Source organism: Lacrimispora amygdalina (genome assembly GCF_003432035.1).
Lineage (GTDB): Bacteria > Bacillota > Clostridia > Lachnospirales > Lachnospiraceae > Lacrimispora > Lacrimispora amygdalina.
In genome coordinates this window covers 19,442-34,536 of sequence record NZ_QOHO01000064.1, presented here as the reverse complement: position 1 = coordinate 34,536, position 15,095 = coordinate 19,442, and the positions used below count along the sequence as shown (strand labels likewise).

At 40.4% G+C, this 15,095-nt stretch carries 17 protein-coding genes; 10 read left to right on the top strand and 7 right to left on the bottom strand.

The window, feature by feature from the left end:
* The first annotated feature begins 7 nt into the window (after positions 1–7).
* Together DS742_RS19055 and DS742_RS19050 are read left to right on the top strand one after the other, a co-directional pair.
* Positions 8–772: an ABC transporter permease gene (locus tag DS742_RS19055; protein WP_117418561.1), complete on the top strand. Its 765-nt coding sequence runs from the start codon at positions 8–10 to the stop codon at positions 770–772.
* A 5-nt stretch (positions 773–777) separates the two neighbouring features.
* The gene (locus DS742_RS19050) at positions 778–1,074 is read left to right on the top strand and encodes a hypothetical protein (protein WP_117418560.1); all 297 of its coding nucleotides are present in this window, start codon (positions 778–780) and stop codon (positions 1,072–1,074) included.
* Positions 1,075–1,186: 112 nt separating this feature from the next.
* Here the strand turns inward: DS742_RS19050 and DS742_RS19045 are convergent, their stop codons facing one another.
* A complete protein-coding gene (locus DS742_RS19045; RefSeq protein ID WP_117418559.1) occupies positions 1,187–3,199 on the bottom strand; it encodes a KUP/HAK/KT family potassium transporter in 2,013 nt (670 codons plus the stop codon).
* Positions 3,200–3,402: 203 nt separating this feature from the next.
* Between DS742_RS19045 and DS742_RS19040 the strand changes: the two genes are divergently transcribed.
* The 4 genes from DS742_RS19040 to DS742_RS19025 all read left to right on the top strand — a co-directional run bounded on the left by DS742_RS19040 (position 3,403) and on the right by DS742_RS19025 (position 6,018).
* Positions 3,403–3,750, top strand: coding sequence for a PadR family transcriptional regulator (locus DS742_RS19040; protein WP_346065938.1), 348 nt, complete (start codon positions 3,403–3,405; stop codon positions 3,748–3,750).
* A gap of 149 nt (positions 3,751–3,899) precedes the next feature.
* Positions 3,900–4,706 carry a hypothetical protein gene (locus DS742_RS19035; protein WP_117418558.1) on the top strand — a complete coding sequence of 269 codons (807 nt, stop codon included), beginning with the start codon at positions 3,900–3,902 and terminating at the stop codon, positions 4,704–4,706.
* A gap of 158 nt (positions 4,707–4,864) precedes the next feature.
* Positions 4,865–5,428 (top strand): TetR/AcrR family transcriptional regulator, encoded by a 564-nt coding sequence (locus DS742_RS19030; RefSeq protein WP_170313524.1) that lies wholly within the window; start codon positions 4,865–4,867, stop codon positions 5,426–5,428.
* A 35-nt stretch (positions 5,429–5,463) separates the two neighbouring features.
* Complete coding sequence (locus tag DS742_RS19025) at positions 5,464–6,018, top strand: GNAT family N-acetyltransferase (protein ID WP_117418556.1); 555 nt, start codon at positions 5,464–5,466, stop codon at positions 6,016–6,018.
* 63 nt (positions 6,019–6,081) lie between these two features.
* Here the strand turns inward: DS742_RS19025 and DS742_RS19020 are convergent, their stop codons facing one another.
* The 6 genes from DS742_RS19020 to DS742_RS18995 form a co-directional block, all read right to left on the bottom strand.
* Positions 6,082–6,564 (bottom strand): helix-turn-helix domain-containing protein, encoded by a 483-nt coding sequence (locus DS742_RS19020; RefSeq protein WP_117418555.1) that lies wholly within the window; start codon positions 6,562–6,564, stop codon positions 6,082–6,084.
* 245 nt (positions 6,565–6,809) lie between these two features.
* On the bottom strand, positions 6,810–7,589 hold the full coding sequence (locus tag DS742_RS19015) for a class I SAM-dependent methyltransferase (protein WP_117418554.1): 780 nt from the start codon (positions 7,587–7,589) through the stop codon (positions 6,810–6,812).
* Between the two features lie 85 nt (positions 7,590–7,674).
* On the bottom strand, positions 7,675–8,295 hold the full coding sequence (locus tag DS742_RS19010; RefSeq protein ID WP_117418553.1) for a TetR/AcrR family transcriptional regulator: 621 nt from the start codon (positions 8,293–8,295) through the stop codon (positions 7,675–7,677).
* Between the two features lie 124 nt (positions 8,296–8,419).
* Entirely contained in the window at positions 8,420–8,929 is a 510-nt protein-coding gene (locus DS742_RS19005) for a DJ-1/PfpI family protein (RefSeq protein WP_117418552.1), read from the bottom strand.
* A gap of 34 nt (positions 8,930–8,963) precedes the next feature.
* Positions 8,964–10,316 (bottom strand): APC family permease, encoded by a 1,353-nt coding sequence (locus tag DS742_RS19000; protein WP_117418551.1) that lies wholly within the window; start codon positions 10,314–10,316, stop codon positions 8,964–8,966.
* Between the two features lie 148 nt (positions 10,317–10,464).
* On the bottom strand, positions 10,465–10,971 hold the full coding sequence (locus DS742_RS18995) for a helix-turn-helix domain-containing protein (protein WP_117418550.1): 507 nt from the start codon (positions 10,969–10,971) through the stop codon (positions 10,465–10,467).
* A 165-nt stretch (positions 10,972–11,136) separates the two neighbouring features.
* Here DS742_RS18995 and DS742_RS18990 point away from each other — a divergent pair, with 165 nt between their 5' ends.
* From DS742_RS18990 to DS742_RS18975, 4 genes are all read left to right on the top strand, one after another.
* Complete coding sequence (locus DS742_RS18990; protein WP_205692775.1) at positions 11,137–11,343, top strand: hypothetical protein; 207 nt, start codon at positions 11,137–11,139, stop codon at positions 11,341–11,343.
* Between the two features lie 9 nt (positions 11,344–11,352).
* The gene (locus tag DS742_RS18985) at positions 11,353–12,129 is read left to right on the top strand and encodes a MurR/RpiR family transcriptional regulator (protein ID WP_242996618.1); all 777 of its coding nucleotides are present in this window, start codon (positions 11,353–11,355) and stop codon (positions 12,127–12,129) included.
* Between the two features lie 197 nt (positions 12,130–12,326).
* The gene (locus DS742_RS18980; RefSeq protein ID WP_117418548.1) at positions 12,327–13,253 is read left to right on the top strand and encodes a 1-phosphofructokinase family hexose kinase; all 927 of its coding nucleotides are present in this window, start codon (positions 12,327–12,329) and stop codon (positions 13,251–13,253) included.
* Positions 13,250–15,094 carry a fructose-specific PTS transporter subunit EIIC gene (locus DS742_RS18975; RefSeq protein WP_117418547.1) on the top strand — a complete coding sequence of 615 codons (1,845 nt, stop codon included), beginning with the start codon at positions 13,250–13,252 and terminating at the stop codon, positions 15,092–15,094. The genes DS742_RS18980 and DS742_RS18975 overlap by 4 nt, the downstream gene beginning before the upstream one ends.
* The last annotated feature ends 1 nt before the right edge of the window (position 15,095 follow it).

Here is a 15,095-nt window from a genome sequence, read left to right as displayed (position 1 = left end):
TCGTAAAATGAATTTTTATGAATTACTGAAAATTGAGTTGACAAAAGTGAAACGTTCGAAAATTGTACCCTTGATTTTTATAGCTCCATTGTTGGTAGTGGTATCAGGAATTGCCAATTTGAGCAGTTATTTTACGCCGGAATATACAAACGCGTGGCGCGCTATGTTTATTCAAAGTGCTCTTGTCTATGCATATTATCTGCTGCCATTCTCCATGATCGTGGTCTGTGTGATGATTGCCGACCGGGAAATACAGAATAACGGCATACTGAAAATGCTGGCACTTCCGGTAAGCAGGTATCAGTTATCGCTGGCAAAATTCTGTATACTTATGTTTTATCTTTTTCTGGAAATGGTTGTGTTCCTCATAGTATTCATCATCGCCGGTATGATTGCCACCGGTATGATGGGAATAACAGAGACGATGCCGGTGCTTTACCTGCTGAAATGGTGTGTGGGTCTGTTCCTTACCATGCTGCCCTGCTTAGCTGTGATGTGGGCAATTACAGTTCTGTTTGAAAAACCGCTGTTATCTGTGGGGTTAAACATGTTCCTTGTCATTCCTGGTGTTCTGTTTGCCAATACGCCGATTTGGGTCGTCTATCCATATTGTTACAGCGGCTATTTGGTTTCATGTTCGCTGCATGATTATACCGCAGCAGATTCCGGTGCAGCGCTTTCATTGTTCCCGTTCCTGCCCTGTGCAGTACTGGTCTTTGGACTGGCACTGACATTGTCCGTCCTCCAATTTGGAAAGAAAGAAATGAGGTAATTATTATGGAAAAGAAAAAATTTCAAAAATTAAGTATTGCTGCATTGATCATCAGTGTTTTACCATTAGCAACCTTTATTCCGATTTTATTCAAGTTCACTTTATCAGGCGGGATACAAGGTATCTGGTCCGCAGCAAACATGGTCTTTGTACTTTTAGGACTATGCCTTTCTATTGTCTGTGTACGAAACAGCGAAAGCCGGAGTGCCGTAAATATTATTGCTATGATAATCAGCATTTTATGGGTGCTTATGGTGGCTGGTTTCATTGCTCTGGCGTTTTTACTGAACTTTCAGCAATAAAGAGAACTGTCTTCCATAAAGAAGAATGGAGAACTTATGCTAATTTCATATTTTGTTTGTTGATAAAAAGAGACCGTCTTGCCGGAAGCAGGATGGTCTTTTTCAAATGATTTTACTTCATTTTTCTATCCACTCTTTTTAAAATAACCTGGTTTGAATGTCCCAGGAACATTGGAACTTTTTCAATATAAACATCACTGGTGTCAAGTCCGAACCAGTTTGATGGGGAAGCTGTGAACTTCTGTATAAAAAGTTTGGTATTTAATACGAAGGAATCCCAGGCGGATAATGTGGCATCATGAGATAAAATTTCCTGGATAAATACGAAACGAAAATCTCCCAGCTTGCGGTTTGGAAGAATGGAGTAACTGTTTGACTGCGGTTCAATTTCTTTGTTTTCCACCAGTTCTGTTGATATCTGCCGTAAAAATACATTAAGATTTTGATCGATACGGAAGCCCAGTTTTAACTGGATTTTTATAATGTTGTTTGTATTGAATTTTTCCACCGTGTATTCTGCCTGATAAGGCTCATCTGTTACATTAACGTCTACAAACCAGTAAACATCGGCTTTTTTTGGCCGTTTATCCAGAAGAAAGTACAATATTTTACGTTCAATTTGTTTCGGATTCGGACATTTGCTTAAGCACACCAGATTGCTGGCATATTTGGGAACTTTCGGGTCCTGACTTAACTGTGTCAGTAATTCTAAATAATTATCAATGGGTACAAATTCCTCATAGCGAACCCGTATCACATGAGCTCTGTCCCAGAGATACATGATAAATAAGATGGATACAGCAATGATAATGGCTACAAATCCTCCATGGAAAAATTTAACTATATTTGCTATGAAGAATGAAATTTCAAAACTCATAAAGAAAATAAGCATGATAACAGCAAGCAGAATGGGCGTTTTCTTCTTCAGCATATAGTTAAAAAGCAGAATGGTAGTCATAAGCATGGTGACTGTTATGGCAAGTCCATACGCTGATTCCATTTTCTCGGAACTTTGAAAGTAAAGTACAATTCCAATACAGACAATCCACAGAATCCGGTTGATTGCAGGAATATAAAGCTGTCCCTTGGAGGGGGAAGGGTATATGGTATGGAGTCTTGGAAACAAGTTCAGTTTTATTGCTTCTGATACAAGTGTAAAGGAACCTGATATTAGGGCCTGAGATGCTATGATGGCGGCAAGGGTAGAAATTATGATGCCGTATACAAGCAGACCATTGGGAATCATCTGATAAAACGGATTGATATCTTCTGTTAAGGCGAAAGCAGGGTTGTTTTTTGAGGATAAAATCCACGCACCCTGGCCGAAATAGTTGAGTAATAAACATATTTTAACAAATGGCCAGGTAAAGTAAATATTCTTTCTGCCTACATGTCCCAAATCGGAGTAAAGTGCTTCCGCTCCGGTTGAACACAAAAATATGCTTCCAAGAATAAAAAAACCAAGTTTATTGTGGGGGCTGAAAAGTATATTGATAGCATAATGGGGTGATAATGCACGCAGCAGGAAGGGGTTTTGCGCGAGATTAATAACACCAAAAAGGGCTAAGCTGCAGAACCATAAAAACATGATGGGACCGAACAGTTTACCAATGGAATCAGTGCCTATGTGCTGAATAAAAAACAGAATACAGATTATTAAAATAACCAGAGCAATGATATTTCCCTGATTTTCTCCGAAAAGTTGGTGAAAAACAGGCAGCAGTTTCAGACCTTCAACAGCTGATGTCACGGTTACTGCCGGAGTCAGCATACCGTCTGCTAACAGCGCAGAACCTCCGATCATTGCAGGGATAATCAGCCATCTGGAACGGCTCCTGACCAGTGTAAAAAGTGAAAAGATACCGCCTTCTCCAGTGTTGTCAGCCCTTAATGTAATAAATACATATTTTATGCTTGTTAAAATAGTGAGTGTCCAGAATACCAGGGACAGGGTTCCAAGTATAAAATTTTCTGAGACAGTCTGAATACCTCCGTTCCCGTATAGTACGGATTTCATTACATATAGCGGCGAAGTACCGATATCTCCATATACAACACCTAATGTTACCAGGACTCCTCCTAATGTTAATTTAGAAATATTTGATTTCTTTGATAGTGATTCCATGTCATCCTCTTTGTAAAATTTATTTTATTTCAATTAAAAAAACCCTTGCTGCAAAATATATTTACAACAAAAGTCTTGCTACTTCAGTGTTAACTACTGGGTATTTTACATAAAAGAATTTGGAATGTCAATTAAAGTTCCGTTAAGAAAGCTTGAATTTTATTACGTTTAGTGATATATTTATTACAGTAAACGTAGTATAGATGGGAGCGATAATTATTCGGGATAACATAAAAGGCGGTGCATTGACTGAAACGACCTTTCTTGTCCTGTTGGCTGTGTATAAACCGAATCATGGATATGGAATTATGCAGTTTATAGACAAAGTAACGGATGGGCGGGTTGTTTTGGGCGCAGGTACTTTGTATGGAGCTGTTAATGCATTGGTAAAGAAAAAGTGGATTATTCCTTATGATGATGAATTTGACAGCAAGAAAAAGGAATACGTCATAACTGATGCCGGAAGACAGATAGCAGAGGGAGAATTAAAACGCCTGGAAGAAGTTTTGAAGCTGGCCTCAACAATTATTTTAGGAGGTAAGAACGGATGAGTAAAATAATATTTATTCCCGGTACATCTTCAATTTCAGATATAATGTTATTGGTGTTTAGATTGATTCTTTTTGTTACCGGTGGTATGCTTTTTATACCATTGGTAAAGTACTGAATGGTAAAGGTAAAGGTAAAGGAGATTAGAAATATGGATGTTCTTCAGATAAAAGATAATCTGGTATGTGAAATATCAAAGTGTAAAGAGGTGAAAGGAATAGCTCAGACAGGTGATATAAATGCAATACTGGTGCCAGGACAGAGTGATATTGATTTGTTTGTTCTTTGTACGGACATTCCGGAAAAGAAAGAACGTGAGTTAATATACTCTGCCTTTGCGGGACAGTATTCAGATTGCTTCATGAATGTATGCAATGGTGGTATGTGGGGGTATGGAGATATACTGGTGATTAATGGAATTGAAGTTATGCCAATGTATTTTACCGTGAAAGAGATGATGTTGTACGTGGAAGAAACATTGCAGGGAAAACATCTGGGAATGTCTGGCGGTTTTTATCCAACCGGAAGATTGTCCAGTATTGAAACTATTAATATATTATATGAAGAGGATTCTGTTTGGTCAGATATGAAAGCAATGGTAAAGAGACCTCCGGCTGAATTGTTTCATAAGCTGTTTCAATTTCATATCTCCAGGGTGCTTAATGAAGAGGACTTAGGAAGAGTGATCTTGAGAAAAGAAGCTCTTTTTTATCATCAGGTGCTGGAAAACTCGTTAGATCATCTGCTCCAGGCGCTGTATGCACTGAATCATACGTATTTTCCAAGCCGCAAAAGAATGGAAGAGTATATTCGGCGTTTTGAAAATAAACCGGACAATTGTTATGAAAGACTTTTGCAGATCCTTAAATTGTCGGTTTTGAGTGACACCATAGAGGATTCAGTAAGAGAGTTGAAGTGCCTTGCGAGAGAAATTGAAGTGTCAGGAAACTATAATTAAGAAGAATATTGATATCTATTGGTAGTATTTAGGTATAAATATTTTTATTAAAAGGCAGCAAAGTATTGACAAAGAGACACGGGTGTCGCATAATCTTAAAAGAGACATATGTGTCGCAAACAAACATTTTATTTTTTAATATTAAAGTAGGTACAAGGATGGGAAGTAAGGGTGAACTGACGAAACAGTTAATATTGGAAAAAGCATATGAATTGTTTGCTGTAAAGGGATTTACTCAAGTTACTATGAAAGATATTTGTGATAAGACGGGATTAAGCAGGGGTGGACTGTATCGGCATTATGAAAATACAGATCATATATTTGAAGAGATTATTAAAGGCTTTTCAGATGGTAGTATTGATAATATAAACGAAAAGATGAATCGTGGTATTAAAGCAGATATTATTTTAGATGAAATATTTTCTGTCTTAGAAGAAGAAATGCTTAATAAAAAAGATTCCTTAAGTTTAGCTATCTATGAATATGCAGTTACAAGAAAGTCTGATTTATTTGAAAAAATAAATGATATTGGAAGAAAAAAATGGCAACGACTATTGAACTATGGAATGGAACGAGGGGAATTTATAAAAACAAATCCTGAACCAATCATAGACCTGCTCTTATATAGTTATCAAGGTGTACAAATGTGGAGTAATGTTACTGATATTAGCAGGAGCCAGATAAGTGAAATGTTACAGAAAATAAAGGAAATGTTGAGATAGAAGAATATAAATATTTTAAATAGGAGAACGAAACAATGGATTTGAAGGAGTCAGATGAAAAGCCGGATATACTATTAGTGAGACCAACAATTGAACTAAAGGAAAAAGCCATAGATTATAGAAAAGAACATTTTAATTTTGGTGAGCAAATTATAAATGGCAGTGAATTATTTGATAAAACAGAATCTTATGAGGACTGGTTAAAATCAGTGATCGATAACTCTAATCCAAATACCGTCAATCCGAACTGGGTGGTAACAGATACTTTTTTTGCAATCGATAATAAAGCGAAAAATATCGTAGGTATTATTGATTTGAGACATACACTTAATGATTTTTTAATGAATTTTGGAAATTGCGGATACAGCGTAAGACCTACTTTCAGACGCAAAGGCATTGCAACGGAGATGCTCAAACAGCTGCTGGTTATTGCAAAAGAGGCTGGCTTATCAGAATTACACTTGTCGGTAGAACAAGACAATATACCTTCCATAAAAACCATAAAAAAGAATGGTGGAGTATATGAAAGAAGTTTTGAGTATGAGGGGAAAACAGCGGATATTTATAAAATTAAAATAGAAACACTTTGAGGGTTATGCCAAATAATCGTTAGGAACTTAAAAATGTTATAATCTGGAACAGGCTCCAGTTGTTCACCGCTGTTTTCCGGATTCTGTCTGCTTTGATAAGTTTATAAAATAATCGTAGGCTTTCTTCTTTTCTGCATCAGTCAGTGTCAAATAAATTGCAGTTATGGCGGCGAGTTTGTCACTGTCGTCATGAATTATTCCTGGCTCAATGAATCTGGATCCTACATCTGTGCGGTAGGTGTCATCAGCTGTTTCTTTGAGTAATATTTCGTCTTCAAACTTAACAGTACTGTTGTGCCAGGTAATAGGGTCAATATTCAGCTCTCTGGTATCAGTGTAATAATCCTGCCGGCCTATTAAATACGCCGGAGTCGTTTTTAAAATCTCGGCTAGCTTTTCTAAAATATTTGCAGGGACTTTCTCGATATAACCGTTTTCATATCTGAAAATAGTAGATCTTGAAACTCCTAAAAGATCCGCCACATCGTCTGCGCTCATCTGTAATTGTTTCCTTCTTTGTTTAATTCGTTGACCGGTTATTGACATCTTACTACCTCCTGGATGTATCATACCACTAATGTTGCAAAAATGCAACATATATAATCGCAGATTTGCTATTGACGGGTATTTATTTAGTATAGTGCTATTCTTAAATTGCAGTTACTGTAAAAGCAGCAGCCTCATATTTGTTTTACAGAAACAATGAGGCTGCTGCTTTAAACTCTCTGGTAGGATATTTGTATTTAGTGATTTCTTTGATTCTTTCCGGATTTATTTTCCTTTGTAAGAACTCATTTTACCCCATAAAGCATTCCAAGGCCTGACAGCAGCCATGGTGCTTTTACATAGGATGGTATACAATCCATATGTTCTGTATGCGGGACATAATGGATTTTCGTGATTCCCTCTTTTTTTAGTTCTTCCACCAATTCTTCCATATTGCCATATAGTTTCTTCTGCTCAAATAAATCGTGAAAGGCGAAAACACCGCCTTTTTTTACTACCCGGAGTGCCTCACGGACGACTTTGCGTTTATCCGGCTGAGTCATAACTTCGTGGAAGACAAAATTGCTGATTACGGCGTCAAAGCTTTCATCCTGGAAAGGGAGTGCGGCGGCATCGCCTTTTAGGAAGGTGATGGGTGGAACCTGTTCAATCCGCATGTTTTCTTCGCATTGTTCTTTGGCATAGTTCCATTGCGCTCCCCAATAGTCGATTCCCGTTATTTCTGCTTTGGGAAACGCTTTGGCGCAGCGAATGGTAAGCGCGCCGGAGCCGCAGCCGATATCCAGAAGGGTCCCGTTTCCGTTCCAGGGGAGATGACTCAGCAATTCTTTATGGATGCCGCTCATCACTCCTTTTCCTGAGAAGGAAAACGCATGACGGCAGATCTGATGGTATACGGATAAAATGGCTGATAATATGGTCAGCACCAGGGTGGCAGCAGCCAGAAGCTTCACCTGGAACAGATAGGTGAAAAGCAGGGTGAGCGCCAGGAAGACGGCGGTTGCGGCCCAGAGAAACTGCATCATGGATTTGGAAATCCAGTTTCCGTAGTTTGGTTGTTTCATAGTTAAAATACCTCCTTTTAATGTGGCAGCATAACAGCTGCCTGTTTTTGTTATATAAAAAAACCAGGGCACCTTGCCCTGGTTTCTATAACCTTTCTTTACAGTTTTGAATTAAATATGTAAAACCGCCTTCCGCATAATGAGCCAGCAGATCATTAAAAAATAATGTCTGTGCTCTGTTGTAATTTCCTTTTAGAAGCTGAATGTTTCCATAGATGCGCATATCTACCAGAAGCTGTATGAACTCCGGATTGGGGACATGACCGATGGCCGTGGTAAAATGAGTCATAAAATGTTTTTTAAGCCCCTGCTTCAGATTATCCAGAAAATTTTCTTTTCCGCTGCCGGATGATTTTTCCAGCAATATGAGTATTTCCCTGCGGTGCCTTAGTTCAAGGTCCATCATAGCCCGGTCGTTGTCCAGTGCGGTGGACTGGTCTTTAAGCTCCCGGTCCGCAAGTGTATTACCCAGACAGGTCCATTGTTCAATAACTGGTTCTACAATGGCGGAAAATAGCTGCTGTTTTCCGGAAAAATGAAAATAAAAGGCACCTGTAGTAACGCCGCAGGCAGCACAGATTTTACGGAGGCTGGCCTGTTTGTAACCTTTTTCATAAAATTCTTCTATACCTGCTTTTATCAGCCGTTCACGGGTTGTTCCGGCATCGGACTCCTGTGAAGACGGGCTCTCCCAATTCTTCTTCATGCTTGCTTGCTCCAATCTTACTATGGCATAACAACTGTTATGTTAGCACAAATAAAACCGTCAGTCAAGAAATCAGGGCAGGAATTCTATCATGAGGATTCCAACCCTGATTTTTGTGTTACCCCTATCTAGCGTTATCGGGATATTGAAACAATTTAAAATAAGTGATAGTTTCCTGATAATCTGCTTCATCTTTATAAATATTTACAGCTTTACCAATAGCTAATGCAAAATCTACATATTCATTTCCTGGGCTTAATACAATGGTACCATCTAGGGTTTGAGTATGTTTTGAATCATTTTCAATACATAACGCTTTTGTTACAATGTTCTTTCCTGCACAGATACCGCCGATGACCTTATTCTTCTTTTGACATTCTCTAATTAAATTATTAAGTTGAGATAATTTTTTTATATTATCTGTATTACCGCCACAAATGACCAGAACATCAATATCTGCAGCGCTTATTTCGCCAATGGATAAATCAGCCATGACCCGGACGCCCTCGTTTGTTTCAATTATTCGATCATCGTCAGTCAAAATTGTTACATTTCCAACGGTCTTCATAAAATAAGCAACCAGATCAACCTCGAAAAAAGACGTCTCCGGATATAGATAAATAAAAGTATTCATTAGCCCCCCGCATTCTGTAACTGATATATTTGATTTAAGCTTCCGCTTTTGATCCCCGCAAAAACAAAGCACTGAATATCATAACAGCAAAAAATACGATAAGGAAGGCAACTACAGCCATTCCGTGTGCAAACCATGCCGCTATGATCATAAATAAACAGCCTGCAAGGGATAAACAGGGCATTAATATACGGTTAAAGAAGTTAAGTCCTTTGCCTTTTGCCATGAAGTTAATAAAAATAGGAACGTACAAAGCATAAACAGTAACGATTGGCAGTTCGGAAGAATCAAAAGTGAAAAATCCAAACCAGCTGGCAGTCAGATTGGCTCCGTAAAAATAAAACAGCCAGACGCCGCAGAGGAATAACCCTAAAATTGCAGAGTTAACAGGCATGTTCGTCATAGGATCTACCTGACTGAAAACCTTTGGTTTCGGTCCCAGACCTCTCGCTGCCAGAGAATAGATTCCGCGTGTGCATCCAAGCATCAGCCCGTTTAAGGTACCCAGGCAGGAGATAATAACAAACACAAATAACAGGTTTCCTCCGATTGAGGTAAAAACTGTTTCAAATGCAAGCTTGGCTCCAGCTTCGCCGCCTGCCATAATCACCTCATTTTTAACAGTACCAGCCAGACCGATGTAATACAGGATGTACGCCGCCATGGTGATTAAGGTGCCGGAAATTAAAGCAAGGGGTAAATTCCTTTTTGCATTTTTAAGCTCTGCATTGATACAGGTCGCGATGATCCAGCCCTCATAGGCAAAGCTGGCCGCGACAATGGCTGTAAACAGTCCATTGGAGGTGCTTGCAGATACGGTATGAGTAAAATTGTAAGTGGTCATTCCGTTGCGAAGACCGGTAAACGTTCCGATAATTGCCATTAAAAAGAGAGGAATCAGCTTAATGACAGTGGTGCTTACCTGGAATTTGCCTGCTAAAACCGGAGATAAAGCGTTGATTGTAAAACTGGAGATCAGGTAAAGACAGGCAATGGTCATACATTCTCCTCCGGTTATGGAAAAACCGAAGATTACACAGGTGTACCGTGCGGATACCCATGCAAGAACTGCGGTAATCGTAGGATAATAGATGATTGCCATAAAACTGCCCACATAATAGGCATAAGTTTTTCCGACCGTCGCCTCTGCATAATCTACAATACCATTGATGTACTGATATTTTGTAGCCATAACTGAAAACGTGTATGCACAGGAAATCATAATGATACCGCCGATGATCCATGCAAGAATGCCCTGCTTTAAATTACCCCCTGTTGCAGTCAGAATCTTTTCGGCCTTAAAAAATACACCGCTTCCAATAACGATGCCTACAACCATCGCGATGGCTGTAAATAACCCATATTTTTTTTCTAATTTTGCTTCCATAGTTCAACTGTTCCTGCTTTTCTATAGTATTGTTTGTGAGGAAAATACATTTTATTTTATCATACAATTAATTACAAATCAGCAAGATTTTATTACCAGACGCAAGTTTTTTTACAGGTGGAAAATCTTTATGGAACAGCTGGATTAATTATCCTTTTTCTACTTTCACATCCGGAGAAAATGCGTCAGGAAACTGCTTCCGGTATTTTGGCTGTTCGGACAAATCAATGAGATAATCATAGGCTTTTCTTTTCCCGGAATCTGTCAAAGTGAAGTATAGCTTCGCCATGGCAATGATCTTTTTCATGTCGTCCGGGTGAGCGTGCTGGATAACAGTTTCCAGCTCAGTATCTGTGTGGTAACCCTTACCGTCATCTTCCCTGAAAAAGCTTTCGCCGGCTGTATCTAATGATCCATGCACCCAGCCGGAATGCTGATATTCTGCACACTCATCCTGCCATCCCATTAAATAGGCAGGAGTGGTTTTCAGTATGCCCGCCAGTTTTTCTAAAACATTAGCGGGAACCTTCCCGATGTGTCCGTTCTCATATCTGAAAATCGTAGACCTTGAAACGCCTAACCGGGCGGCTACATCGTCTGCGCTCATCTCTAATTGAGTTCTTCTTTCCTTTATTCTCTGGCCAGTGACTGACATGTTCATACCTCCTGAATGTTTCTTATGGGTATCATATCATCAATGTTGCAAAAATGCAACGACAACAGATGCATTTTTGCGATTTGCATATTGACTTTTCAATTTCTATGAGCTATTCTTATATTACAATAGTAGCATTAATGCAACTGGAAAGGGGTGTATTATTTGAATATACAAATGTTAAAAGAGAAGATGGCAGAGTCAGCATTGACTCAGGAAGCGATTGCAGATGCCATCGGAGTAAGCAGATGTACATTTTATCGTAAGATGAAGAGGAAAGGCAATACATTTACGGTAGAAGAGATGAACAAAATTATGAAGATGATCCCGCTGACTAAGGAAGAGGCTGCAAGAATTTTTTTTGCCCGGTAAGTTGCATTTATGCGACTGATAAGGTATGGAAAGGGGGAGGTTTTCATAATTATCTCACTTGACTCAGATATAATAGAGAATCTGACAAAGACGGAACTGGAAATTATTAATTTTATCAACAGCCATGAGAATACTCTTCATGCAATGTCTATTGTTGATATTGCATTTGATACTTATTCTTCACCCTCTACGGTATCAAGAGCCATCCGTAAGTGCGGCCTGAATGGATTTAATGAATTAAGGTACCGTTCCGGGAATAAGGCGAGAAGTGAAGAGATTCAGAGCATGAATGAACTTTTTAATAAAACACTCATTGAGGCTCAGGCTGTACATGAACGGATTTCACTGACGGATATTCTGGCAGTCATTCAGTGTTTAAAGGAGGCACATCAGATATCAGTGTTTGCCAGAGGCCTTACCACCTATGTGGGTCAGGAGTTTTCATTGAAATTACAGCTTTTGGATTATGATGTTTTCTTTACGGATGATCCCAATATTATGCAGGTAAAGGCTTCGAAGCTGAAAGAGCGGGATGTTCTGTTTATTTTATCTTTGAACGGACAGACTCCGGAGCTGGTTTCTTCGGCTGTAACAGCCCACCAGAAGGGGAACTGCGTAATTTCATGCTGCTGCAATCCTAAGTCCAGGTTACTGTCATGCAGTAAGATTTCTCTGGTCGGGTTTAAGCATTCTCATCAGGCTATTAAGGAATTTGAGGTTTCTTCGAGGATTCCCCTGTATATGATCTGCAGAATTATCATAGATTATATGTCAACTTATTCCTGACCGGTTACATAGACGCTGGAGCACCTGATTTTCTGGTATTCCAGCGTATTTTATTGGAAATGCAGCCCTGTGGCCTGGTATAGAACGCTCCGGGAGCCGGGTACAGCAGTTTTCAGAAACTGAAAAGATTTTCACCGCTACCTTCTCTATAATAGCAGATAAGCAGGGGTTTTCATAGAAAAGAGAGGTGGAATAAGGTGATCTATACATTGACAGCAAATCCGGCGATTGATATGAATATCTCGTCTTATGGAATTATGGGAAAGGTGGTGAACCGTACTTTTGATGCAGTATATACACCCAACGGAAAGGGCTTAAATGTCAGCTACTGTCTGAAGCGGTTTCAGACCCAGTCCGCTGTTCTTGGCTTTTTCGGCGGATTTTCCGGGAAGTATATTGTTGATGAGACCCGGAAACGGGGGCTTAAAGTATATCCGGTCTGGGTGGAAGATACAACCAGAATCAATATTTTTTTAAATGACGGAACCGAAGAGTATAAGTTTGTAAATGAAGGTTCCTATGTTTCATCAAAGAAGCAGAAAAATTTATGCAGACTGATGGAGACACTTAACGATATGGATACGTTAATTATCAGCGGAAGCCTTCCAAAAGGACTTAAAGATACTTTTTACGATGAGGTAATGGAGATCTGCAGAAAGAAGCAGACGGCTGTTATTCTGGATATCAGTTCTACCTGTTTGAAAGATTTAATAGGCTGCCGCCCATATCTGATTAAACCCAATGACGAAGAGATTAAGGATATCTTTGGAATTGTAATGAGGGATGAAGCAGATGTAACGGATGTGCTTAAGGATCTCCATGAAAGCGGTGCCAGAAACATCCTTCTGACTTTAGGCGAACGGGGGTCCTACTTTTATAACGGCAGTGAGCTGTACCATGCAGGAACTAAGAAAATTCAGCTGGTAAGCTCAGCCTGTGCCGGTGATGCGGCACTTGCAGGATTTTTAAGTATATGGCTGAAGCAGCCATATGAGATTGAGAGTGCATTAAGGCGGTCCGCAGCGGTAGGCGCCAATGTGGCGGAGAGCAGCGGACTGGGTATCATGGATAAAGTTGATAACTATGCAAAAGAGATTATTGTGAGAAAGGTGGAGGGAGTATGAAGTTACTTGGAGTTACAGGCTGCCCTACGGGAATCGCCCATACGTTTATGGCTGAGAAGGCCTTAAAAGAAGCGGCTGGAAAACTGGGGTGTCAGATCAAAGTGGAAACCAACGGGGCTATCGGGGTTGAAAATGCATTAACTGAGGCAGATATCAAGGCAGCAGATGCAATTATTGTTGCCAGTGATAAAAGTGTGGATTTAGAGCGCTTTAACGGCAAGCCGGTTCTGGAGGTATCGGTGGGAGACGGAGTCAGTAAGGCGGAGGAACTGGTAAAAGCATGTCTGGAGGGAAACGTGCCGGTCAGAAGGGGAACCGCGATTCATAATCTGAATCCCGGTCAGAACCAAAATACTGCCCGTCAGATCTATAAGCATCTGATGAACGGTGTCTCCCATATGCTTCCGCTTGTGGTAGCGGGAGGTGTCCTGACGGCTATTTCTTTTTTATGGGGCATTTATTCCTTTGATCCAACTTCGGATCAGTATAATGCAGTTGCCGCGATGATCAAGTCAGTAGGCGGTTACTCCATGGGACTGATGGTTACAGTCCTCAGCGGTTTTATTGCCCAGTCCATCGGCGGGCGCCCGGGGCTCCTGGCCGGTCTGGTGGGAGGTGCCATTGCAGCTGGTACTGATGCGGGATTTCTTGGAGGTATTGTCGCCGGATTTTTATCGGGATACCTTTCCCAGGGTGTTGTCAGTTCCCTAAGAAGACTTCCGAGACAGCTGGAAGGGTTGAAATCTATTTTTATTGTACCGATCGTCACCATTGGAGGTGTAGGCATCCTGATGATGCTCTTTGCCCAGCCCTGTGCAGCGCTTAACCAGTGGATGATGGCGGCATTGTCAAAGATACAGAATACCAGTCCGGTTCTCCTTGGAATTGTTATTGGCTGCATGTGTGGATTTGATATGGGAGGGCCGGTTAATAAAGCCGCTTATGTAACAGGAACCGTTCTTCTTGGACAGGGAAATTACTATTTTATGGCAGGTGTTTCCGCTGCCTGCATCACGCCTCCTCTGGTTCTGGCCATTGCAGCCACCCTTAAGAAAAACCGGTTTTCCCAGGACGACCGGACGGCTGCACTGGTTAATTATGTTCTGGGTTTCACTCATATAACGGAGGGGGCGATTCCCTTTGCGGCAAAGAATCCGTTAAAAGTAATTCCGATTCTTATGTTAAGTTCCTCTATTTCGGCTGTTTCCACTTATCTGATGAAGATCGAAGTGCCGGCGCCTCATGGAGGTTTCCTGATTCTTGGTCTGGTGAATAAGCCGGCTGCCTGGGTTCTTTGTATTCTTCTTGGTTCTTTTATTGGGGCAGTTCTTTACATTTTTGTGACTCCGGTTGCAAAAAAAGATACGTCTGGGTGGAAAGCTGATGATAATATCTTACCGGATTCATTACTGAAAGAAGAGACAATATGCCTCTCTCTTGTAAATACCGGGAAGGAGGAGGCCATCGATGAGATGGTGGCAATGCTTTATGCAGATGGTGTTCTGCAGGATGCAGAGGTATTTAAAAACGAGATTATGAAGAGGGAAGAGATCTCTTCTACGGCATTTGGCAGCGGCATTGCAATACCCCATGGAAAATCACAGTCGGTTCGAGTGCCAAGAGTCGCTGTCGGAATATCAAAGAATGGAATATCTTTTGATTCTTCAGACGGAGAACCGGTATATGCCGTTTTCATGATTGCTGTGGGAGAGAAAGAAGATGATGTGCATTTAAAGCTGCTCTCTGCTCTTTCCAAAAAGCTCATGGAACCCGGATTTCTGTCCAGGCTGAAAGAATGTACACAAAAGGATCAGATTATACAGCTGATTACAGAAGAATAGG

What these genes read in the sequence shown, in the direction of transcription:
- DS742_RS19055 (WP_117418561.1), top strand. Translation starts at nt 8, where the DNA reads ATGAATTTTTATGAATTACTGAAAATTGAGTTGACAAAAGTGAAACGT.
- DS742_RS19050 (WP_117418560.1), top strand. Translation starts at nt 778, where the DNA reads ATGGAAAAGAAAAAATTTCAAAAATTAAGTATTGCTGCATTGATCATC.
- DS742_RS19045 (WP_117418559.1), bottom strand. Translation starts at nt 3,199, where the DNA reads ATGGAATCACTATCAAAGAAATCAAATATTTCTAAATTAACATTAGGA.
- DS742_RS19040 (WP_346065938.1), top strand. Translation starts at nt 3,403, where the DNA reads ATGGGAGCGATAATTATTCGGGATAACATAAAAGGCGGTGCATTGACT.
- DS742_RS19035 (WP_117418558.1), top strand. Translation starts at nt 3,900, where the DNA reads ATGGATGTTCTTCAGATAAAAGATAATCTGGTATGTGAAATATCAAAG.
- DS742_RS19030 (WP_170313524.1), top strand. Translation starts at nt 4,865, where the DNA reads ATGGGAAGTAAGGGTGAACTGACGAAACAGTTAATATTGGAAAAAGCA.
- DS742_RS19025 (WP_117418556.1), top strand. Translation starts at nt 5,464, where the DNA reads ATGGATTTGAAGGAGTCAGATGAAAAGCCGGATATACTATTAGTGAGA.
- DS742_RS19020 (WP_117418555.1), bottom strand. Translation starts at nt 6,564, where the DNA reads ATGTCAATAACCGGTCAACGAATTAAACAAAGAAGGAAACAATTACAG.
- DS742_RS19015 (WP_117418554.1), bottom strand. Translation starts at nt 7,589, where the DNA reads ATGAAACAACCAAACTACGGAAACTGGATTTCCAAATCCATGATGCAG.
- DS742_RS19010 (WP_117418553.1), bottom strand. Translation starts at nt 8,295, where the DNA reads ATGAAGAAGAATTGGGAGAGCCCGTCTTCACAGGAGTCCGATGCCGGA.
- DS742_RS19005 (WP_117418552.1), bottom strand. Translation starts at nt 8,929, where the DNA reads ATGAATACTTTTATTTATCTATATCCGGAGACGTCTTTTTTCGAGGTT.
- DS742_RS19000 (WP_117418551.1), bottom strand. Translation starts at nt 10,316, where the DNA reads ATGGAAGCAAAATTAGAAAAAAAATATGGGTTATTTACAGCCATCGCG.
- DS742_RS18995 (WP_117418550.1), bottom strand. Translation starts at nt 10,971, where the DNA reads ATGTCAGTCACTGGCCAGAGAATAAAGGAAAGAAGAACTCAATTAGAG.
- DS742_RS18985 (WP_242996618.1), top strand. Translation starts at nt 11,353, where the DNA reads ATGCGACTGATAAGGTATGGAAAGGGGGAGGTTTTCATAATTATCTCA.
- DS742_RS18975 (WP_117418547.1), top strand. Translation starts at nt 13,250, where the DNA reads ATGAAGTTACTTGGAGTTACAGGCTGCCCTACGGGAATCGCCCATACG.